The 21,018-nt window shown below is 60.0% G+C and carries 18 protein-coding genes; 9 read left to right on the plus strand and 9 right to left on the minus strand.

Annotated elements, in window-relative coordinates; genetic code table 11:
• Nucleotides 1-186 precede the first annotated feature (186 nt).
• The gene (tcdA, locus tag OKB87_RS15425) at nt 187-1,023 is read left to right on the plus strand and encodes a tRNA cyclic N6-threonylcarbamoyladenosine(37) synthase TcdA (RefSeq protein ID WP_270827920.1); all 837 of its coding nucleotides are present in this window, start codon (nt 187-189) and stop codon (nt 1,021-1,023) included.
• Between the two features lie 21 nt (nt 1,024-1,044).
• On the opposite strand, the gene OKB87_RS15430 is transcribed toward tcdA, so the two are convergent.
• Nucleotides 1,045-1,479 carry a SufE family protein gene (locus OKB87_RS15430; RefSeq protein ID WP_270827921.1) on the minus strand — a complete coding sequence of 145 codons (435 nt, stop codon included), beginning with the start codon at nt 1,477-1,479 and terminating at the stop codon, nt 1,045-1,047.
• Between the two features lie 13 nt (nt 1,480-1,492).
• On the minus strand, nt 1,493-2,713 hold the full coding sequence (locus OKB87_RS15435; RefSeq protein WP_270827922.1) for an aminotransferase class V-fold PLP-dependent enzyme: 1,221 nt from the start codon (nt 2,711-2,713) through the stop codon (nt 1,493-1,495).
• A 152-nt stretch (nt 2,714-2,865) separates the two neighbouring features.
• Between OKB87_RS15435 and rep the strand changes: the two genes are divergently transcribed.
• Nucleotides 2,866-4,878 carry a DNA helicase Rep gene (gene rep, locus OKB87_RS15440; protein WP_016352380.1) on the plus strand — a complete coding sequence of 671 codons (2,013 nt, stop codon included), beginning with the start codon at nt 2,866-2,868 and terminating at the stop codon, nt 4,876-4,878.
• 7 nt (nt 4,879-4,885) lie between these two features.
• Here rep and OKB87_RS15445 read toward each other — a convergent pair whose 3' ends face one another.
• The 5 genes from OKB87_RS15445 to OKB87_RS15465 all read right to left on the minus strand — a co-directional run bounded on the left by OKB87_RS15445 (nt 4,886) and on the right by OKB87_RS15465 (nt 10,948).
• Nucleotides 4,886-7,171, minus strand: coding sequence for a putative bifunctional diguanylate cyclase/phosphodiesterase (locus OKB87_RS15445; RefSeq protein ID WP_139391656.1), 2,286 nt, complete (start codon nt 7,169-7,171; stop codon nt 4,886-4,888).
• Nucleotides 7,172-7,256: 85 nt separating this feature from the next.
• Entirely contained in the window at nt 7,257-7,712 is a 456-nt protein-coding gene (locus tag OKB87_RS15450; protein ID WP_024945508.1) for a c-type cytochrome, read from the minus strand.
• Nucleotides 7,713-7,912: 200 nt separating this feature from the next.
• On the minus strand, nt 7,913-8,941 hold the full coding sequence (gene tdh / locus OKB87_RS15455; protein ID WP_016352377.1) for an L-threonine 3-dehydrogenase: 1,029 nt from the start codon (nt 8,939-8,941) through the stop codon (nt 7,913-7,915).
• A 56-nt stretch (nt 8,942-8,997) separates the two neighbouring features.
• Entirely contained in the window at nt 8,998-10,188 is a 1,191-nt protein-coding gene (locus OKB87_RS15460) for a glycine C-acetyltransferase (protein ID WP_045525924.1), read from the minus strand.
• A gap of 115 nt (nt 10,189-10,303) precedes the next feature.
• On the minus strand, nt 10,304-10,948 hold the full coding sequence (locus OKB87_RS15465; protein ID WP_011707886.1) for a TetR/AcrR family transcriptional regulator: 645 nt from the start codon (nt 10,946-10,948) through the stop codon (nt 10,304-10,306).
• A gap of 156 nt (nt 10,949-11,104) precedes the next feature.
• Between OKB87_RS15465 and rfaD the strand changes: the two genes are divergently transcribed.
• The 6 genes from rfaD to OKB87_RS15495 all read left to right on the plus strand — a co-directional run bounded on the left by rfaD (nt 11,105) and on the right by OKB87_RS15495 (nt 18,090).
• Complete coding sequence (gene rfaD / locus OKB87_RS15470; RefSeq protein ID WP_076362228.1) at nt 11,105-12,061, plus strand: ADP-glyceromanno-heptose 6-epimerase; 957 nt, start codon at nt 11,105-11,107, stop codon at nt 12,059-12,061.
• Between the two features lie 109 nt (nt 12,062-12,170).
• Complete coding sequence (locus OKB87_RS15475) at nt 12,171-13,934, plus strand: polysaccharide deacetylase family protein (protein ID WP_270827925.1); 1,764 nt, start codon at nt 12,171-12,173, stop codon at nt 13,932-13,934.
• Nucleotides 13,935-15,149, plus strand: coding sequence for an O-antigen ligase family protein (locus OKB87_RS15480; protein WP_270827926.1), 1,215 nt, complete (start codon nt 13,935-13,937; stop codon nt 15,147-15,149).
• A complete protein-coding gene (locus tag OKB87_RS15485; RefSeq protein WP_333563327.1) occupies nt 15,146-15,811 on the plus strand; it encodes a glycosyltransferase family 25 protein in 666 nt (221 codons plus the stop codon). The genes OKB87_RS15480 and OKB87_RS15485 overlap by 4 nt, the downstream gene beginning before the upstream one ends.
• Before the next feature lie 82 nt (nt 15,812-15,893).
• Nucleotides 15,894-16,922: a glycosyltransferase family 9 protein gene (locus tag OKB87_RS15490; protein WP_270827927.1), complete on the plus strand. Its 1,029-nt coding sequence runs from the start codon at nt 15,894-15,896 to the stop codon at nt 16,920-16,922.
• A 55-nt stretch (nt 16,923-16,977) separates the two neighbouring features.
• Nucleotides 16,978-18,090 (plus strand): glycosyltransferase family 9 protein, encoded by a 1,113-nt coding sequence (locus OKB87_RS15495; protein ID WP_270827928.1) that lies wholly within the window; start codon nt 16,978-16,980, stop codon nt 18,088-18,090.
• Here the strand turns inward: OKB87_RS15495 and OKB87_RS15500 are convergent.
• Both OKB87_RS15500 and OKB87_RS15505 read right to left on the minus strand, forming a co-directional pair.
• Nucleotides 18,026-19,093, minus strand: coding sequence for a glycosyltransferase family 9 protein (locus OKB87_RS15500; protein WP_242796922.1), 1,068 nt, complete (start codon nt 19,091-19,093; stop codon nt 18,026-18,028). The genes OKB87_RS15495 and OKB87_RS15500 overlap by 65 nt on opposite strands.
• Before the next feature lie 166 nt (nt 19,094-19,259).
• Nucleotides 19,260-20,123, minus strand: coding sequence for a YicC/YloC family endoribonuclease (locus tag OKB87_RS15505; protein ID WP_270827929.1), 864 nt, complete (start codon nt 20,121-20,123; stop codon nt 19,260-19,262).
• A gap of 147 nt (nt 20,124-20,270) precedes the next feature.
• On the opposite strand from OKB87_RS15505, the gene rph reads away from it, so the two are divergent.
• On the plus strand, nt 20,271-20,987 hold the full coding sequence (gene rph, locus OKB87_RS15510) for a ribonuclease PH (RefSeq protein WP_024945517.1): 717 nt from the start codon (nt 20,271-20,273) through the stop codon (nt 20,985-20,987).
• Nucleotides 20,988-21,018 lie beyond the last annotated feature (31 nt).

Genomic DNA, 21,018 nt, shown 5'->3' on the forward strand with positions numbered 1-21,018 from the left:
ACGCCGGGGGTCGCGGGTTCGAGTCCCGTCCGCTCCGCCACTAACAAGAAGCCCAGTCGAAAGACTGGGCTTTTTTTCGTTTACGACACCGCACTCCTTTTCCCTCACCTCAACACCGCCATCATCCGATTATCGCCCCTGAGAGAGGTTGCCGCTATAATGGCCGCCCTCAAGCAAGGTGGTGTTATGAAAGCAGAGTATCTACAGCGATTCGGGGGCATTGCCCGTCTTTATGGTCAGAGTGCGCTGCGCTCCTTCAGCCAGGCGAAAGTCTGTGTGGTCGGGATAGGTGGCGTCGGTTCCTGGGCGGCCGAGGCGCTGGCTCGGGCCGGCATCAACCAGATCACCCTGATCGATATGGATGATATCTGTATCACCAACACCAATCGCCAGATCCACGCCATGCAGGGCACGGTTGGCCGTCTCAAGACGGAGGTGATGGCCGAGCGCATCCGTGCAATCAATCCGGATTGCGAGGTGATCGAGGTGGATGACTTCGTCACCGCCGGCAACCTGGCCGAGTATATCAAGCGGGAGTTTGACTATGTGGTGGATGCCATCGACTCGGTCAAGGCCAAGGTGGCGTTGATTGCCTTCTGCAAGCGCAACAAGATTCCGGTGATCGTGGCGGGTGGTGCCGGCGGGCAGATGGACCCGACCCAGATCACCGTGGCCGATCTGGCCAAGACCATTCAGGATCCGCTGGCCGCCAAGGTGCGCTCCGACCTGCGCCGGCTGCACAACTTCAGCAAGAATCCGGCGCGCAAGTTCGGGGTGGAGTGTGTCTTCTCAACCGAGCAGCTGAGTTATCCGGATGGCAATGGCGGCACCTGCCAGGCCAAGGCGGCCAGCGACGGCAATATGAAGATGGATTGCGCCTCCGGCTTCGGCGCCGTGACGCCGGTGACGGCTACTTTTGGCTTGGTTGCCGCGTCCCGGGTATTGAAGAAGATTGCCGAGCGGGGCGCCCGTGCCGAGAAAGAGGCCGGGAATGAAGAAGCAGGGTCGATTGGCGAAGCCTAATCGACCACCGAACAAGGCGGGTTAGACTGCCTGCTCCCGGATTGCCAACACGATAGCTCTGAGCCCGTTGCCTCGCGACGGGCTCAAGTGTTTCTCAAGTCCCAGTTCACTGAAATAGCCCTCCATGTCGAAGGAGTGGATCGCCGCTGCAGATTGGTGGTTGAGCGCCGCCAGCACGATGACGATAAGGCCGCGCACGATGCGGGCATCGGAGTCGCAGGCAAAGTGCCAGTTACCATCCTCGCCTTTCTCCCCCTTCAGCCAGGCCTGGCTTTCACACGCCTTGAGGCGAAATGCCTCCTGCTGCCATTCGCCGGGCAGGGCAGGCAGCTGTTTGCCGAGCTGGATGATGAGCCGGTACTGGTTTTCCCAACCGTTTGCTGCCGCAAACTGCTGACGAATGCTATTTGCGTCGGGCTCCACGCCTATCCGGGTGTAGGTTGCGAGGCTGTTCATTGGATTGTCTGCCTTAGAAGAAGTCACTGAGTTTGTGCAGGGCGGCCAGCAGGGCGTCGACATCGTCCCGATTGTTGTAGCAGGCCAGCGAGGCGCGCAGGGTGCCACCGATACCGAGCGATTCCATCAGCGGCATGGCGCAGTGATGGCCGACCCGCAGCGCGATCCCCTGCATGTCGAGCAGGGTGGCGGCGTCCTGCGGGTGGATATCCTCCAGCAGGAAGGAGACGGCGCCGGCGCGCTGGCCGGGTTCGCCGACCAGATGCAGCCCCGGCACCTGTTGCAGTCCGGCAACCAGATAGTCGGTCAGCGCGGCTTCATGGCTGGCCAATGAACCCCTGTCCTGCTCCATCACAAAGTCGACGGCAGCGGCGAGACCGATGGCACCGGCAATATGAGGGGTGCCGGCTTCAAACTTGAAGGGCAGGGAGTTGAAGGTGGTGCCGGCGAAGCTGACTCTGTCGATCATCTCGCCCCCCGCTTGCCAGGGCGGCATCCGCTCCAGCAGCTCGGTGCGCCCCCACAGCACGCCGATCCCGGTCGGGCCATAGAGCTTGTGGCCGGAGAAGGCGTAGAAGTCGCAGCCGATGGCCTGTACATCCACCTTGAGATGAGCCACCGCCTGGGCGCCGTCGATCAGGGTCAGAGCCCCGACCGCCTTGGCGGCAGCCACTATCTCTTTGACCGGATTGACGGTACCCAGGGCATTGGAGACGTGGGCCACGCTCACCAGCCGGGTGCGTGGCCCCAGCATGGCGCGATAGGCCGCCAGATCGAGATCGCCCCGCTCATCGAGGGGGATGACCCGGATCATGGCGCCGGTACGCTGGGCAATCAGCTGCCAGGGGACGATGTTGGCGTGGTGCTCCAGGGTGCTGAGCATTATCTCGTCTCCCGCCTTGAGCTCGCTCATGCCCCAGCTCTGGGCCACCAGATTGATCGCCTCAGTAGTGCCACGGGTCCAGATCACCTCGCGACTGTGAGGCGCATTGATAAAGCGGGCAACCGTCTCGCGGGCGGCCTCGAAGGCTCGGGTGGCGCGGCCGCTCAGGGCATGGGCGGCGCGGTGCACGTTGGCGTTGTCGGCCCGATAGTAGTGCGCGATCGCATCCAGCACCACCTGGGGTTTCTGGGTAGTGGCGGCGTTATCCAGATAGACCAGAGGGTGGCCGTTGACCTCTTGTGCCAAGGCCGGAAACTGGCTGCGCAGCCGGGCGTGCTGTTGCTGGTTCATGCTCCCCTCATATCATCTGGAAAAGTCGGCCATGATCCGGAAAATGGCGGTCAAACACAAGGCGCAGTGGCGGTATATTGCCTGCGGTTTCGGCTGCCTGCGGGATCTCTGTTACAATGCCACCCCTCATCATAAGCCAAGAGATCCGGCCCATGAAGCTCAACCCCAATCAGAACGAAGCGGTCAAGTTTGTCTCCGGCCCTTGCCTGGTGCTGGCGGGTGCCGGATCGGGCAAGACCCGCGTCATCACCAACAAGATTGCCTATCTGGTACAGCAGTGCGGCTACAACGCGCGCAACATCGCCGCCGTCACCTTCACCAACAAGGCCGCGCGGGAGATGAAAGAACGGGTCGGCCAGACCCTGGGTCGCAAGGAGGCGCGGGGGCTGATGGTCTCCACCTTCCACACTCTGGGGCTCGAGATCATCCGCCGCGAGCACAAGAGCCTGAACCTCAAGGCCAACTTCTCCCTGTTCGACGATACCGACCAGCTGGCGCTGCTAAAAGAGCTGACCGAGGCGGAGCTCGACAACGACAAGGACAAGCTCTCGGCTCTTATCAGCCAGATCTCCAACTGGAAGAACGACCTCATCCTGCCGGCTCGCGCCATGCGCATCGCCCGCGGCCCGGAAGAAGTGTTGCTGGCCCAGCTCTATGAGCGCTATCACCGCCAGATGGTGGCCTACAACGCGCTGGATTTCGACGATCTCATCGTGATGCCGACCCTGTTGCTCAAGAGCAACGAGGAGGTACGCACCCGCTGGCAGAACAAGATCCGTTATCTGCTGGTCGACGAATATCAGGACACCAACACCAGCCAGTACGAGCTGGTGAAGCAGATTGTCGGCGAGCGGGCCCGTTTTACCGTGGTGGGGGACGATGACCAGTCCATCTACTCCTGGCGCGGTGCCAAGCCGCAGAACCTGGTGTTGCTGAACGAGGATTTTCCCAGCCTCAAACTCATCAAGCTGGAGCAGAACTACCGTTCCAAGAAGCGGATCCTCAAGTGCGCCAACATCCTGATCGCCAACAACCCCCACGTCTATGACAAGGCGCTCTTCTCCGAGCTCGATGAAGGGGTGAAGCTCAAGGTGCTGTTTGCCAAGAATGAGGAGCACGAGGCGGAGCGTATCGCCGCCGAGCTGATGGGCCACAAGTTCATGAACCGCACCCGGTTCAAAGACTACGCCATCCTCTATCGGGGCAACCATCAGTCGCGCATCTTCGAGAAGGCGCTGATGACCAACCGCATTCCCTACCGTATCTCCGGCGGCACCTCGTTTTTCTCCCGCACCGAGATCAAGGACATCATGGCTTACCTCAAGCTGCTGGTGAACCCGGACGAGGACACTGCCTTCCTGCGGGTGGTCAACCTGCCGCGCCGGGAGATAGGCCCCACCACCCTCGAAAAACTGGGCCAGTATGCCAACCAGCGTGGCAAGAGCCTGTTTGCCGCCAGCTTCGAGCTGGGGCTGGAGCAACACCTCTCCGGGCGTGGTCTATCCGCCCTGCAGGCCTTCACCAACTGGCTGGTGCGGCTCGGCGATCAGGCGCTGCGCGGCAATCCGGTGGAGGCGGTGCGGGACATGATCAAGGAGATCCACTACGAGGAGTGGCTCTACGAGACCTCTCCCAGCCCGAAGGCGGCAGAGATGCGGATGCAGAACGTCTCCACCCTTTACCGCTGGATCACCGAGATGCTGGAGGGGGATGAGCTGGAGGAAGCAATGACTCTGGCTCAGGTGGTTACCCGGCTCACCCTGCGTGACATGATGGAGCGCAACGAGGGAGAGGACGAGGCTGATCAGGTGCAGCTGATGACCCTGCACGCCTCCAAGGGGCTGGAGTTTCCCTATGTCTACATGGTGGGCATGGAGGAGGGCTTGCTGCCCCATCAGACCAGCATCGATGAAGACAACGTGGAGGAGGAGCGGCGCCTAGCCTATGTGGGCATCACCCGGGCCCAGACCGAACTGACTTTTACCCTCTGCAAGGAGCGGCGCCAGTACGGCGAGTCGGTGCGGCCGGAGCCGAGCCGCTTCCTGCTGGAACTGCCTCAGGACGATCTGGAGTGGGAAAACCAGAAGAAGGTGACGGCCGAGGAACGTCAGCAGAAGGGGCAGGTCGGGGTCGCCAACCTGAGAGCGCTGTTCAAGAAGGATTGAGTGGTGGTTAGCCGCGCTCGTTCTTGGTCTGGGTGAGCAGGGGGGTGATATCGGCTCCGGGCATGGGCGGCGAGATATAGCGCCCTTGGCCCATCAGACAACCGAGATCGATCAGTTTCTGTAGCTGTTGCTGGTTTTCGATGCCCTCCACCACCAGGGTGAAGTCCAGATCCTGGCAGATGTCGCGCATGGCACGGATGAGGGCGAGATCCTTGGGTGACTGCAGCATGCGATGAGTGAAGCTGTCATCCACCTTGATGTAGTCCACCGGGAAGTGGAACAGGGCGTTGAGGGAAGAAAACCCGGTCCCAAAGTCATCCAGACTGATCTGGATACCCTTGGCTCTCAGTTCGTGCAACGAGGTGAGGGCATCGGAGTCCTGCCGTGACAGCTCCCGCTCGTTGAACTCGAAGATCAGATAGCCGGGGGCTATCCCCTCGGATTCGATGATTTCAACCAACTTCATGATCTGTTCATGGCTGACCAGATGCTTGCCGGACAAGTTGATGGCCACCTTGAACTTGCTCTGGCCTGACAGCGGCAGCCACTCCTTCAATTGTTGGCAGGTGTGGCTCAGGATCTGGTAGTCCAGCTCCTGAATCAGACCGCACTGCTCCGCCAGCGGGATAAAGTCGAACGCATCCTTGAGTACCCCCTCTTCGGTGATCCAGCGGGCCATCACCTCCAGCCCGGTTAGCCGGCTGTCCTTGAGCCGGATCACCGGCTGAAAATAGGGGACGATGCGCCCTTCACGCAGCGCTCTTGCCAGCATCTCTTCCGGCGAGGCCCAGGTCTGGACCGAGCACTCTTCCGAATAGCTGACGATGCGACTGCGGCCGTTGCGTTTGGCCTGGTACATGGCCAAGTCGGCCTGATGGAGCAGCTGGCTGATGTCGGAGGTCTGTTCCGATACGCTGGCCACCCCCAGACTGACCGTGATGCCCAGCTCGTTGCCCATCAGTCGAAAAGGGTAGGAGAGGCGGCTGATGATGCGGTTGAGAACCGGGCTGATATCCTCCTCGGTCTTGCTGTTGTCCAGATAGATGACGAATTCATCCCCGCCCAACCTGGCTACCATGTCGTTTTGCCGAATGCAGGTCTGTAGGCGGCGGCTCATCTCCTTGAGCAGTTGGTCGCCGGCGCTGTGGCCCAGGGTGTCGTTGACCTGCTTGAAGTGGTCCACATCGATGAAGATCAGCGAAAAACCCGGCGACTTGTAGCGGTGAAAGTGGGTCATGGCATGATTGAGGTGATTCATCAGCAGGGCCCGGTTGGGCAGCTGGGTCAGCGGATCGTGCAGGGCGTCAAACTGCAGTCGGCGTTCCAGCTCCTGATGCTGCTTGAGCTGCTTTTGCAACCTGAGGTTGGTCTGACGCAGCTGCTGCAGGCGCTGGTTGATGGAATCTTCCGAGTTGATGTCGTGCAGCTGCTGGCGGATCCGCCTCAGCTCCAGCAGCAGGGTGAGCTGGCTGCGCAGGAAGTCGAGAAACAGCCGGTCATCGGTTTCCAGCGGGTGCTGCAGGCTGATGAGAAAGTGGGCGAAGTACTGCTGCTGAAGGCGCAGCGGTTGGCTGTACCAGTAGAGCTGCTCCTTGTGCTGTTCCATGTTGTTGGTACTGTGGCACAACCCGGTGATGAAGTCGTCGCTGTGGGGAGGTTGCTCCGGATAGATCTTCTCGAGCCGGTGGCTGTCGATGCGCACCAGCAGCATGTCCTGAATGGCCAGCATCTGGCGCAGTACCGCCTCGAGCTGGGAAAACAGCGCCTGACTGGGCAGGGTGTTGGCCAGCCGGATGATGCGGTTGATGCTCTCTATCTTCTTCTGCCAGTCAGGGTCTTTGCGGATCAGGGGTGAGGCCAGCTCCGACAGCTGGGAGCCTGCCTGGGTCTCGTTCAACCGCTTGGCCAGGCACTCCAGCAACAGGCGCAGGGTTGGCAGCTCCTTGGGCTGGCAGCAGGCCAGCAGCCACTGGACCTGACCATGCTCGACCGGCAGCGAGCACCAGCCATCGGCTTCATCGAGCTGGGTCAGTTGATCGGTGATGCGCGACTCTTCCAGCCCCAGCTGCAACTTGAAGCTGTCGGAGATCTGGTATTCGCATACCCACTGCAGGCCGGCTTCCGACAAGCCGAGCATGCCGAAATGCTGCAGCGGACAGAGCTGGTTCAGCTGCTGGATCAGGGTGTCGTAATCTTTGGAAGTGGCGGCGGAGGGGGCGGGGAAATCCATAATAGCGGAGACCAACGCCAGCAAGGGAGTCGAGTAATGGGGTGCTATTGGTTGCGCTGACATGAGTAACTCCCGGTTTGCCTACCCTACAAAGAGTAGCCGGAAGTCATCAGATTGAAAGGGCCGCAAATGCGGCCCTTTCAAACACTTAGAGCTTGTCGATCATGTAGTGAATGGCGTTTTCGATCTCTTCATCGCTACAGGTGGCGCAAGTTCCTCGTGGCGGCATCACACCGGTCTTGCCTGCGAAGCCGGCAATGGCGTGTTTCTTAAGTGTTTCAATGCCTTGGGCGATACGCGGTTCCCAGGCGGCCTTGTCGCCACGCTTGGGGGCACCGGCAATGCCGGCATCGTGGCAGGCGAAGCAGGCGCCCTTGAACACGGCTTCGCCGTCGCGCGGACCAGATGCCGCTGCCGCCGCAGGGGCTGCGCCTGCGGTCGCAATCCCTTCCAGATCCTTGGCGGTATAGACTTGACCGACAGGCTTGATCCGCTCGGCAATTGCCTCCGGTGACATATCATCGGCAGCAAGCACCACGCCGGACAAACTGGCGGCCGTCATCCCGACCGCCAGCAAATAGCTCAGTTTTTTCAACACGCTCATGTACTCCCAGCAGGCTTTTATTATCCCTAGAAAACGACTGGATTATAACCGAATAGTTACAGCCATTTAAACGCTTGTGTGTGAAGTGTTAAGCACTCTGCGTGCAAAGTTTCTTCGTCAGATCACAAACTGGCGAGGCCGGCCCGAAAAAAAGAAACCCGGTTTTCACCGGGTTTCATCTCATGGGCGGGCCGAAAGGCTTATTTGTCCCAGCTGAGGATCACCTTGCCGGACTGGCCTGAGCGCATGGCATCGAACCCTTGCTGGAAGTCGTCGATGTGGAAGCGGTGGGTGATGATGGGGGAGAGATCCAGCCCGGACTGGATCAGGCTGGCCATCTTGTACCAGGTCTCGAACATTTCACGACCGTAGATCCCTTTGATAAACAGTCCCTTGAAGATCACCTTGCCCCAGTCGATGGCCATGGTAGCGGGGGGGATGCCGAGCATGGCGATTTTGCCGCCGTGGTTCATCTTGTCGATCATGTCCTGGAAGGCGCTGGGTACGCCGGACATCTCCAGCCCTACGTCGAACCCTTCGGTCATGCCGAGTTCGCTCATCACGTCGCTGAGCTGTTCCTTGGCCACGTTGACGGCGCGGGTGGCGCCCATCTTGCGGGCCAGTTCGAGCCGGTATTCGTTGACGTCGGTGATCACCACGTGGCGGGCACCCACGTGGCGGCAGACGGCGGCGGCCATGATGCCGATGGGGCCGGCGCCGGTGATCAGCACGTCTTCACCGACCAGGTCGAAGGAGAGGGCGGTGTGCACCGCGTTGCCGAACGGATCGAAGATGGCGGCCAGTTCATCAGGGACGTTGTCCGGCAGCTTGAAGGCGTTGAAGGCCGGGATCACCAGATACTCGGCGAAGGCGCCGGGGCGGTTGACGCCGACGCCTATGGTGTTGCGGCACAGGTGGGTGCGGCCGGCACGGCAGTTGCGGCAGTGGCCACAGGTGATGTGGCCTTCACCGGATACCCGGTCTCCGACCGCAAAGCCGCGTACTTCCTGGCCGATGGCGACCACTTCCCCGACGTATTCGTGGCCGACCACCATGGGTACCGGGATGGTCTTCTGTGACCATTCGTCCCAGTTGTAGATATGAATGTCGGTGCCACAGATGGCGGTCTTGCGGATCTTGATCAGCAGGTCGTTGTGGCCGAGTTCGGGGGCCGGTACGTCCGTCATCCAGATGCCGACTTCTTTGTGCAGTTTGGAGAGCGCTTTCATGGTTGTTCCTTCACGATGAATGCAGAAAGAAGGGGCGCCAGGCCCCTTGATTCAAATCAGATGATGTCGAGTTCGCGGCCGATGCGAATGAAGGCATCGATGGCCTTGTCCAGTTGCTCACGGGTGTGGGCGGCGGACATCTGGGTGCGGATGCGGGCCTGGCCCTTGGGCACCACCGGGAAGGAGAAGCCCACCACGTAGATGCCGGCGGCCAGCATGCGGCTTGCCATCTCGGCGGCCAGTTTGGCGTCACCCAGCATCACCGGAATGATGGCGTGATCGGCCCCGGCCAGGGTGAAGCCGGCGGCGCTCATCCGCTCGCGGAAGTATTGGCTGTTCTCCTTGAGGCTGGAGCGCAGCGCATGGCCTTCGGCCAGCATGTCGATCACCTTGATGGTGGCGGCGACGATGGAGGGGGCCAGCGAGTTGGAGAAGAGATAGGGGCGGGAGCGCTGGCGCAACCAGTCGATCACCTCCTTCTTGCCGGAGGTGTAGCCACCGGAGGCACCGCCGAGCGCCTTGCCCAGGGTGCCGGTGATGATGTCGACCCTGTCCATCACGCCACAGTACTCGTGGGTGCCGCGGCCGTTCTCGCCGATGAAGCCGACGGCGTGGGAGTCGTCCACCATCACCAGGGCGTCGTACTTGTCGGCCAGATCGCAGATGGATTTGAGGTCGGCAATGACGCCATCCATGGAGAAGACCCCGTCGGTGGCGATCAGCTTGAAGCGGGCGCCGTCGGCGTCAGCCTGCTTGAGCTGGGCTTCCAGCTCGGCCATGTCGTTGTTGGCGTAGCGATAGCGCTTGGCCTTGCACAGCCGGACCCCGTCGATGATGGAGGCGTGGTTGAGGGCATCGGAGATGATGGCGTCTTCGGCACCGAACAGGGTTTCGAACAGACCGCCATTGGCATCGAAGCAGGAGGAGTAAAGGATGGTGTCTTCGGTGCCCAGGAAGGCAGACATCTTCTGCTCCAGCTCCTTGTGCTGATCCTGGGTGCCGCAGATGAAACGGACCGAGGCCATGCCGAAGCCGTGGCTGTCCAGCCCCTGATGAGCCGCTGCGATCAGGTCAGGGTGGTTGGCCAGCCCCAGATAGTTGTTGGCACAGAAGTTCAGCACCTGCTCGCCGCCCACCGCAATCCGGGCCTGCTGGGCCGAGGTGATGACGCGCTCCTGCTTGTACAACCCTTCAGCCTGCACCTGCTCAAGCTGCTCGGTCAGGTGACGATAGAATCCGTTAGACATCCTCGATCCTTATTGGCTATTTCAGCTGATTATCAACAATGGGCAGTATTTTACTGCAATCTGTTGCGGTGAATTCAAATGATTGTGCTGACATTCAACAATTGTGAAACAGATCTCACCCGGCTGGTTGGGCCAGTTGACGATAGTGCTGTTCCAGCTGGCGGATCTGGTCGGCCACCTGGGGCTGCACATAGGGGCGCAGCAGGAACAGTACCCGCAAGACGCCCTGATAGAGCAACGGCTTGGTGATGCGGGTGTTGGGGGCCTGGGCAATCTGGAACGGGATCCAGCAGGTGACCACCATCTTGATGGTCTGGCCCAGATCCGGCAGATCCTCGTCGCTGACATTTATGATGCCGCCCTCGCGCAGGCTTCTGAGCAGGGCCACCACGGCGGCGCGCAACTGCTCCTGGGCCTTGAGGTATTTCTGCTGCAGCGGCTCATCGCGGCTGAGGATGTCCGGCAGATTGGCGTAGAAGAAGCGGAACTGCCACATCAGATAGAAGATGGCATCCAGATAGCCCATCAGGTTTTCCAGCTTGATCTCGTCGCTGCGCGCCGGGGTGAAGCTCTCGCTCAGGTGGCGGGCGTACTGGTCGAAGATGGAGTGGATGATGTCTTCTTTATTACGGAAGTGGTAATAGAGATTGCCCGGGCTGATGCCCAGATGGGCGGCAATGTGGTTGGTGGTGATGTTGCGCTCACCCTGATCGTTGAACAGCTCGGTGGCGCTGTGAATGATCCTGTCTCTGGTTTTCATCGCTGTTCCCTCTGCCGGGCCCCTGGCCGGTGAAATCGTCAAGGTCGAATCCCCTTGCGGCCCGTGATAAACTTTTCGGCAATTTCAAATTGGCTCACTATACACAGCTTTAACAGGCAGTCACACGTGGCCATCAACGTACGCGAGGCAAACTCCATGATCGTAGTAACTGGCGGTGCTGGCTTTATCGGCAGCAATCTGGTCAAGCAGCTGAACGCTCAAGGACGGACCGATGTGGTGGTCATCGATGACCTGACCGACGGCACCAAGTTCGTCAATCTGGTCGATCTGACCATTGCCGATTACATGGATAAGGATGAGTTCCAGGCGCGGATTGTTTCCGGCGACGAATTTGAAGAGTGGGATGGCGGCATCGAGGTGATCTTCCACGAAGGTGCCTGCTCCGCCACCACCGAGTGGAACGGCAAGTTCATCATGGAGGTCAACTACGAGTACTCCAAGGATCTGTTCCACTACTGCATCGAGCGTGAAATTCCGTTCATCTACGCCTCTTCTGCTGCAACCTATGGCGGGCGCAACGACAACTTCATCGAAGATCCGAAGTTCGAGCAGCCGCTCAACGTCTACGGCTACTCCAAGCAGCTGTTCGACCAGTACGTGCGTCGCTGGATGCCGGAGATCAACTCCCAGGTAGTCGGTCTCAAGTACTTCAACGTCTATGGCCCGCGCGAACAGCACAAGGGCTCCATGGCCTCGGTTGCCTTCCACCTCAATACCCAGGTGAAGAAGGGCGAGAATCCCAAGTTGTTCGAAGGCTGCGACGGTTTCCCCAACGGCGGTCAGATGCGCGATTTCATCTATGTGGATGACGTCTGCAAGGTGAACCTCTGGTTCTGGCAGAATCCGCAGCACTCCGGCATCTTCAACTGCGGTACCGGCCGGGCCGAACCGTTCCAGAACGTGGCCGAAGCGGTGATCAAGCATCACCAGAAGGGCGCTATCGAGTACATTCCCTTCCCGGATCACCTCAAGGGTCGCTATCAGAGTTTCACCCAGGCAGACATGACCAAGCTGCGTAGTGTCGGTTATGACGCCGAGTTCAAAACCGTGGCCGAAGGGGTCGCGGACTATATGGCGTGGCTCAACCGTTAACGGGTGAGTTTTACACCGCCATATGCAGACAAGCCGGAAGCAGGCCATACCTGCTTCCGGCTCTGTTGTTTGTCACGGCTTTTCTCAGTTTCTACCGGGTAACCACGCAATGAACATATTGATGGCACTCTCCCAGCTCGAAGTGACGGGCGCTGAGGTCTATGCCACCACGGTCGGTAACGAACTGACCCGGCGTGGCCACCAGGTTTTCTACGTATCGGACACCTTGACCAAGCCCACTCTGGGTGAGGTGTTCAAGCTGCGATTCAACAAGCGCAGTATTCTGCGCCGCTTCTGGCACGTGTTTTATCTCGTCTATCTGATCAAGAAACACCATATCCAGCTGGTGCATGCCCACTCGCGCGCCTCCGGTTGGAGCAGCTATGTGGCCTGCAAGCTGACCGGCACCCCCATGATCACCACGGTGCACGGCCGCCAGCCGGTGCATGCCTCCCGCAAGGCCTTCCATGCTCTCGGCTTTCGAGCTGTGGCGGTGTGCGAGGATATCGCCCACCAGATCATCGACAATCTGGGGGTGGATCCGGCCATCGTGCAGGTGCTGCGCAACGGCATCGAAACCGACAAGTTCCAGCCTGTGCCTGTACCAACCAATGCCAGGCCGGTGATCGCCATCGTAGGCCGGCTGAGCGGCCCCAAGGGTGAGCTCTGCTATCGGTTGCTGGATGAGGTGCTGGATCTGGACGCCTACCAGGTGAAGGTGGTGAGCGGCAGCCAGCTGCCGGCACGTTTCCAGCGTTTTCAGGAGCGGGTCTATTTCGTCGGTTATGTGGAAGATGTCCCTGCGCTGATGGCGCAATGCGATCTGGTGATCGGTGCCGGTCGGGTGGCGATGGAGGCCCTGCTGTGTGGTCGTCCCGCCTTTGCCATCGGTGAAGCCAAGGCCATCGGGCTGGTGACCGAGCACAATCTGGGTGAGGCGCTGGCCTGCAACTTCGGCGATATCGGCCCCCAGGATCTGGCGATCGATTTTGCCGCACTGAAGGTGCAGATTACCCCGGCCCTGGCCAGTGGCACAGTTTCAGACACAATTCGTCAGCGCATTCAGGCCGAATATGGCTTGGCGGGAGTCGTCTCCGGCCTGGAGTCCATCTATCAGGATGCGGTGGTCGAGACCCTGCGCCGCGAGATGCCGGTCATCATGTATCACCGCTTCATCGAGCATGACAGCGAGAAGGGGGTACACGGTACCTGGATGCCGATCGCCATGTTCGAGAAGCACCTGCGCCTGCTGAAGTGGCTCGGCTATGAGACCCTGACGTTCCGCGATCTGGCGGACAAGGGCTTCATTCACCGGCTGCAGTACGGCAAGAAATACCTGATGATCACCGCCGACGACGGCTATCAGGACAACCTGACCCGCATGCTGCCGCTGCTGGAAAAATATGGTTACAAAGCCGTGGTATACGTGGTCACGGGGGAAGGGTATAACCGCTGGGACGTGGAACAGGCGAGCAACCCGGACACCCGGGTGGACCTGATGAATGGCGAGCAACTCAAGGCGCTGGCGGCCTCCGGCCATGTGGAGATCGGCGGGCATACCCTGACCCACCCCAGGTTGAGCAAACTTGCGCCAGAGCAGCAAGCTCATGAAATCCAAGAGAACAAACGACAGCTTGAAGCCCTGCTCGGCTACCCTCTGCTGTCGTTTGCCTACCCTTATGGCGATATGGATGAGAGCGCAAAGGCGCAGGCGATGGCGGCGGGCTACCATTTTGCCGTTGCCACCAACAGCGGGCCCAGAGCCATGCACCAGGACCCCTTCCGGATCCGCCGCATTGCCATTTTCCCGCGTACCGATGTTTTTGGCCTGTGGCGCAAAATCCGGGGTAACTATGTCTTCAGGAAATCTTGATTGATGCTCAGCAGAAGCCTTGCCTTGCTCGATAGAACAACCACAGCCCTGTTTGCGCTGACCATCCTGTTCTCCTTTTGCGGCCTGTTTCTGGCCCCTTTCGGCCAGAGCATTCAATCCAATCTGCTGGCCGTGACCGGCATCTTCGGTTTGTTGAATTACTTTGTCGGCAAACAACGGGATGTGGGGCTCAAAGACCGTCGCATTCTCTGGGGTCTGCTGGTCTATGCCGCCATGATCTTCGTCAACCGGTTGATCCACGGTGATCAATACGGGGTCATGCGCGGGCTGTTCTATGTCCTCGTCTTTGCGCTGATGATGCCGCGCAAGCCGATTCTGTTGATGCTGGGTTATCTGGCCATCGTGCTGGGCGGGATGGGATTGGGTATCCTCAGCATCTGGCAATACCAGCACGGTATTGCCAGGGTGGAAGGGTTTACCAATGCCATTCTCTTTTCGCAGGCAGCGTTGACGCTGGCTATCCTCAACTGGTTTGTCTTCCAGCAAAAACAGTTGCCTAGATGGCTGAGAGGGGGGAGCCTGGTTGGCCTGATGGCAGCCCTGTTTGCGCTTTATCTCTCCCAGAGCCGGGGAGTCTGGCTCGCCTTCGGGGTTATTCTTGCCTACATCATCTGTTACAAGGCCTACTTCAAACCGTGGAAATACATCGCGGTTGCCGTGCTTTGCATGGCTACGACAGGCGCCATCTATCAGACCAACCAGCTGGTTCAGGTTCGGGTCGCAGAGGCAGTCTCGGATCTCAACTCGGCAGAAAAAGGTTTGTACGACTCATCATGGGGCTTGCGCGTCATTGCCTGGCAGAGTGCTTGGCTGGGTTTTTTGGATTCACCGGTGGCAGGGGTGGGCACGGATGGCTTCGACGCATTGAAGATAAGCCAAGTTAGGAATGAATTAGTCCCTGCGTCAATTCTGAACCCAGTACTAACTCATGCCCATAATCAATATATGCAGAATCTGGTCGTTCGCGGCAGCATAGGATTTATTGCGCTGGTGATCTTTCTTGGCCTGCCGCTCTATCTGGCGGCGAACAATATAAGTTGGATTTCGGCGGGTGTGCTGGTTCCCCTCGCGTTTGCTATTAACTCCCTAAGCGATGTGCCGTTTGAGCATCAAGGGGTGCTCTATCTGTACACGCTCAGCCTGGTTTTCATCTGGTTTGCCCATGAGTTTAAAAAGGATACCCGCACGTCATGATTCCGGTTTTTGTCATCAGTTTGGCTCGCAGCGTTGAGCGACGGGCGATGGTTGTTCAGCAGATGGCGCATCTGGGCATAGATTTCGAGTTTGTAGATGCAACAGACGGGAAGGCGCTGAGCAATGCCGAGCTGGCCAAGGTGGATTTGGCGCTGGCCAAAGAAGTGTGTGGCCATGCACTGAGTTTTGGCGAGATTGGCTGCGCCATGAGCCATATTCGAGTTTATGAGCGCATTGTCGCCGAGGGTATTGAACGCTGTGTGGTGCTTGAAGATGACATCTACCTGCACATGCACAGCAAGGCGATCATCGAGACGATAGTGCACTCCTGCCAGTCCGAGATCGTCTTCCTGCATCATGGCAAAGCCAAACGCTGGCCATTCCTGTCATCCCTGCCCGGTGGCTACCGGCTTGCCAGATACCTGACGCCCAGCCGCTCCTCCAAGCGAGGAGTGCTCTCTACCGCTGGGTATGTGCTGACCCTGGCCGGGGCGAAAAAATTATTGCAGTGTGCCTATCCGCTGCGGATGCCCTCCGACTATCTGACCGGCCGCTTGCAGCTCAATGGCCTGTCTGCCTCCGGGGTGGAGCCCTGCTGTCTGGATGTGGATCTGTTCACCACCACCATAGATGACAGAGCCTACGGTCACTATCTGAAATAGCACTGGGCGTGCCGACGGTGGCTGTTGGTTGGCAGCCCTGTCAGCCTTGCCGACGCTGTGGGCCATACATGCTGGATAACTCATGAATCTCAAGAAGTTGCTTACCCACTCCATTGCCAGATGGCTGATCGGCAGAGCGCCTGACGCCGCCCCATGCCCCGCCGGGGCGAAGGTGAAGCGGGTGCTGGTGGTCGGTTATGACGCCATCGGCGATTTCATTCTCACCCTGCCCGCCATTGCCCGGCTTAGAGAGATCTACCCCGCCGCGCGCCTCGAGCTGGTGTGCAGCCAGCGCAACCAGCTGCTGGCGGCGTCGGTCGCCGGGATCGATGAGTGTCACGTGATCACCCTGAACGACACCCTGTGGCCGGCGAGCATGTGGTGCAAGCTGCGTGAACTCAGGCAACGGCAGTATGACCTGGTGATCAATCTGTTTGACGAGCCCGACGATATCGCCATGGCCAAGTTGCTGTTGCTGGCGAACGGGCGGTTGCAGTCGCTGCCCCTGCGCTTCAAGAGTGAAGGGCAGCAGAAGTTGCTGCCGCTGTTCAACCAGAAGGCCACCATAGTGTCGTCACGCCCAGTCAGGGATCACTTCGTCTATCGCATGCTCTGCGTGGCAGGTGATGCGGCTGGGGTGCCGGCCACAGTACCGTCACCCTGCAATGAGCAGCTCGATACCGGCGCATATGGCCGCTATCTGCTGGTCAACCTGACGGGCAGCCAGGTTGGCAACTCGATGACGGAGGCACAGATCGACGGGATCCTGGCACAGTTGCCGACCTATCAGGGGATCTCCTACCTGGTATTCTCCAGGCAGCCCGTGGCGTGCCCGCGGCAGGACATGAGAGTGCTGTTTCCCGACACCATTCTCGATGCCGCCAAGATTATCAAGGATGCGCAAGGGGTCATCTCGACCGATACCTCCATCATCCATATCTCCTCTTCCTTCGGGGTGCCCACCCTGGTGTTGATGAACAACGAGCGCTGGCGCGATGCCTTCATTCCGCTGGCGGGTCGCAATATCATCCTGCGCTCGACCACGGACAATCTGGCCGCTTTGTCACCGGCCGAGATCAGCCGCCAGGTCGATGCCCTGATGGCGCTCTAGTCGCGTCAGCCTGTTATCATCCTTTTTCCAACTCAATGGCCCTTCTGGTGGATTCATGTCATTAATCAACGATCTGCAACTCCAGCGTGACATTCTTCGCCGCAAGCTGGGGCAGCTGCTGTTCGATCGCAAACGACCGGCCCCGCTGCATGAGCGCAAGGGGAAGATAGTGTTGCTGCGCTGGGATGCCAAGCTGGGGGATGCGATCGTCTCGTCCTGGGTGGCCCGCGAAATCAAGCGCGCCAGCCCGGAGCGGGAAGTGTGGATCGTCACGACTGCGGCCATGGCTCCCCTGTTTCGCGATCATTTCGGCATGGACAAGGTGATAGAGGTACCCAAGCGGCCGGGCTATGGCCAGCTCAAGCGGCTGGCACGCTCGCTGGGGGAGGTGGAGTGTCTGGTGCACTTTGGCAAGATGCTGAAAATGAAGGACATCTACTTCATCAGTCAGGTGAGGGCAGATTGGGTTGCCGGCATGGACGATGCCCTGCAGGCGGTCAACCTCAAGCTGGGCAAGGCCTCCAGCGGCATGCACTTCTCCGACAAGTTCGCCCTGCTGCTGCAGCGACTTGGCGTGAGTAATCCGGACCAGCAATACATAGTCCCGACCATGAGCCCGCCCGATGCGCTGGCCAGCTGGTGGCCAGCCGAGCCGGTCCTCTGTTTCAACCCCTATGGCAGTGGCAGCTCCCGCCGCCTGCGGCCCGAGCTTATCAGCCAGATGCTTGAGCAGATGCTGGCGGCCGGCTCTTGCGCCATCTGTCTGCTCTACCCGCCGGGTATGGAGGAGGAGGTGGCCGGGATCCGGGCCGGCTTGAGCCGACCGGAGCGCCTGCTGCTGTCACCGGATGCGCCCTCGCTGGCCGGGCTGTTCGCCCAGCTGCGCCGGTGTCAGGGGCTGATCTCGGTGGACACGGCGACGGTGCACATCGCCGCCGGGCTGCACAAGCCCATTCTTGGCCTCTACAACCCGGACATAGGGGGCGGCAACGAGAACTTCCTGGAGTGGCACCCCAACTCCCCGTCAGCCACAGTGCTGTTCTCGACCAATACCCGGGAGCAGGATATCAACTCCCTCGATCTGGCCGAATTCGAGCGTACTTTCAGGGCGTGGCTGCTTGCCAACCAGGCAGCGCTGTCAGCCGTTCAATCACCAGCTCGGGCGTGATGGCGCGCAGCAGAGCTTCGTCGATGAAGTCCTTTTCCGCGTTCTGTGGCAGCTGGAAGTCGGGTCCCTTGGCATCGAACACATCGATGGCCTGATAACGGGGGTGGTTGACCGGGTTGGCGATGATCTTGTCGCCGCCCGGAGCCACTATGGTCAGCAGGGGCAGGTCGATGGCCTGCGCCATATGCCGTGGGCCGGTGTCATTGCCGACAAACAGCCGGCAGTGGGCGAACAGCCCCACCAGCTCCCGTACCGAGCGGGTTTTGATGTGGTCGAAGACGCTGGCTTGCAGGGCGGCGGGCAGCAGCGGTTTCAGGCCGCGGTTGTACTCCTCTTCCCCCGGTCCGCAGTAGATCAGGATCTGGGCATCGTGCTGCTCGATCAGCCACTGGGCGACCTTGGCGAAGCAGTCGATGGGCCAGCGCTTGTAGTGCCCGAGCGAGTTGACGCCCATGGCGATCAGCGGGCGGCTCAGGTCGACGCCGGCGGCGAGCAGGGCATCCTTGCCTTGTTGCTTCTCTTCTACACTCAGCCAGAGGTAGTAGTTGCGATCCTCGCTGGCCAGCTTGAGCGGCTTGAGCAGCGAGAAGCGGTCGTCAACCAGGGTGCTGTTGCCCTGGAATTCGGTGTCTTTGCGAAAACGCACTATGCGGTTGTGGCCGAGCCGCCAGGGGAAGGAGTCAAACCCGATGCGCAGGCGGGCGCCGGAGAAGAGGCAGCTGAGCAGGCCGATCATCTGGCCCTGGCTGTTGACCACCACGTCGTAGCGCTCGCGGCGAATGGCCAGCAGCAGATCCTTCATGTAGCGCCACTGGTTGCGCCTGGCCTTCTCGATGATGATGAGCCGATCGATATTGGGATTGCCCTGCGCCATACCCGCGCAATAATCCATGACCAGATAGTGAACCTCGCCGCTTGGGTCATTCTGCTTGAGGTTGTTGCACAGCGCGGTGGAGATCAGCACATCCCCTATCTGTTTGGTTTGAACTACAAGGTATTTCATAAGGCAGGCCTCAACAGAGGTCATGGTTGATCGTCAGCGTGACAGCATACCGCACAAGTGAGTCAGATGCTGTCGGTGCAACGTGAAAATCCGATCTGGCGCAGGCCGCCAACCTGGCGCGTCGTCAAATGAAAGAAGCCCGTCGTTGACGGGCTTCTTGTATCGATTACTCGATGTTCTGAATTTGCTCGCGCATCTGCTCGATGAGCACCTTCAGCTCGACGGCGGATTGGGTCACCTCGGCGTTGATGGACTTGGAACCGAGGGTGTTCGACTCGCGGTTGAACTCCTGCATCATGAAGTCGAGACGGCGGCCGCAGGCGCCACCCTTCTTCATGATCTTGTTGGTCTCGCTGATGTGCATCTCCAGACGATCCAGCTCTTCGGCCACGTCGATCTTCTGGGCCAGCAGCACGATCTCCTGCTCGATACGAGCCGGATCCAGCTCTACCTTGGCTTCGGCCAGCCGGTCGGTGAGCTTCTGGCGCTGCCACTCGATGATCTGCGGCAGGTGCACGCGCACCTTCTTCACTTCTACCTGAATGCCGGCCAGACGCTGTTCGATCAGGGACTTGAGGTTGGCCCCTTCGCTGGCGCGGGAAGCGAGGAAATCTTCCATGGTCAGGTCAAACCCGCCGAGCAGCTCGGTGGCGACCGCATCCATGTCCTGCTCGGCGGCAGCCATCACGCCTGGCCAGCGCAGCACGTCGACCGGGTTGAGTTGGCCCTGGCCCGCCTCTTTCATCACCCAGTTGGCGCTGTCGATGATGAGCTTGGCCAGCTCTTCATTGATGTGCAGCTGGCTGGCAACGGCTTGCGCGGCCTCAAAGCGCAGGTTGCACTCCACCTTGCCGCGCTGCAGCTTGGCGCGGAAGCGCTCACGCAGAACCGGCTCCAGGCTGCGCAGTTGTTCCGGCAGGCGAATGTAGGTCTCCAGATAGCGCTGGTTGACCGAACGAATTTCCCAAACGGCTGTGCCCCAGTCGCCCTTGAGTTCCTTGCGGGCGTAGGCGGTCATGCTGTGAATCATTGATTGTTCCGGGCTTGATGAAGTGTGGGGCCAGTATACTCAGCCAGCCCTGCTCCGTCAGCCGACAGCATGGTTTTAGCGGCTGATATTTGGGGCGGGATCACTTATAATCGCCCGCCAATTTGAGCCAGCCCAGAGGTCCGTCCCATGTCACGTCCCAGCGATCGTACTGCCGCGCAGCTTCGTCCGGTCACCATTACCCGCCACTTCACCAAGCATGCTGAAGGGTCCGTGCTGGTGGAATTCGGCAACACCCGCGTGCTCTGCACCGCCAGCGTCGACACCAGCGTGCCGCGCTTCCTGAAAGGGAAGAATCAGGGCTGGGTGACCGCCGAATACGGCATGCTGCCGCGCTCCACCCACTCCCGGATGAACCGCGAAGCGGCCTCCGGCAAGCAGAGCGGCCGCACTCTGGAGATCTCCCGGCTGATCGCCCGCTCCCTGCGCGCCGCGGTAGACCTGACCGCGCTGGGTGAGCACTCCATTACCGTTGACTGCGACGTGCTGCAGGCCGACGGTGGCACCCGCACCGCCGCCATCACAGGTGCCTGCGTGGCGCTGGTCGACGCGCTGAACTGGATGGTCGAGAAGGGCATGCTCAAGCAGAGCCCGCTCAAGCAGATGATCGCCGCCGTCTCCGTCGGTATGTATGAAGGGGAAGCCATCTGCGATCTGGAGTACATCGAAGACTCCGCCGCCGAGACCGACATGAACGTGGTGATGACCGAGGATGGTCGCATCATCGAGGTGCAGGGCACCGCGGAGGCTGAACCCTTCACCCATGAAGAGCTGCTGGAGATGCTGGCGCTCGCCAAGGGCGGCATCGCCGACATCATTGCGCTGCAGAAGCAGTCGCTCTCCTGATTTTAAAAACGCGGCATTGACCGCGTTTTTT

Source organism: Aeromonas sp. Y318-1 (genome assembly GCF_027706125.1).
Taxonomy (GTDB): Bacteria; Pseudomonadota; Gammaproteobacteria; order Enterobacterales; family Aeromonadaceae; genus Aeromonas; species Aeromonas hydrophila.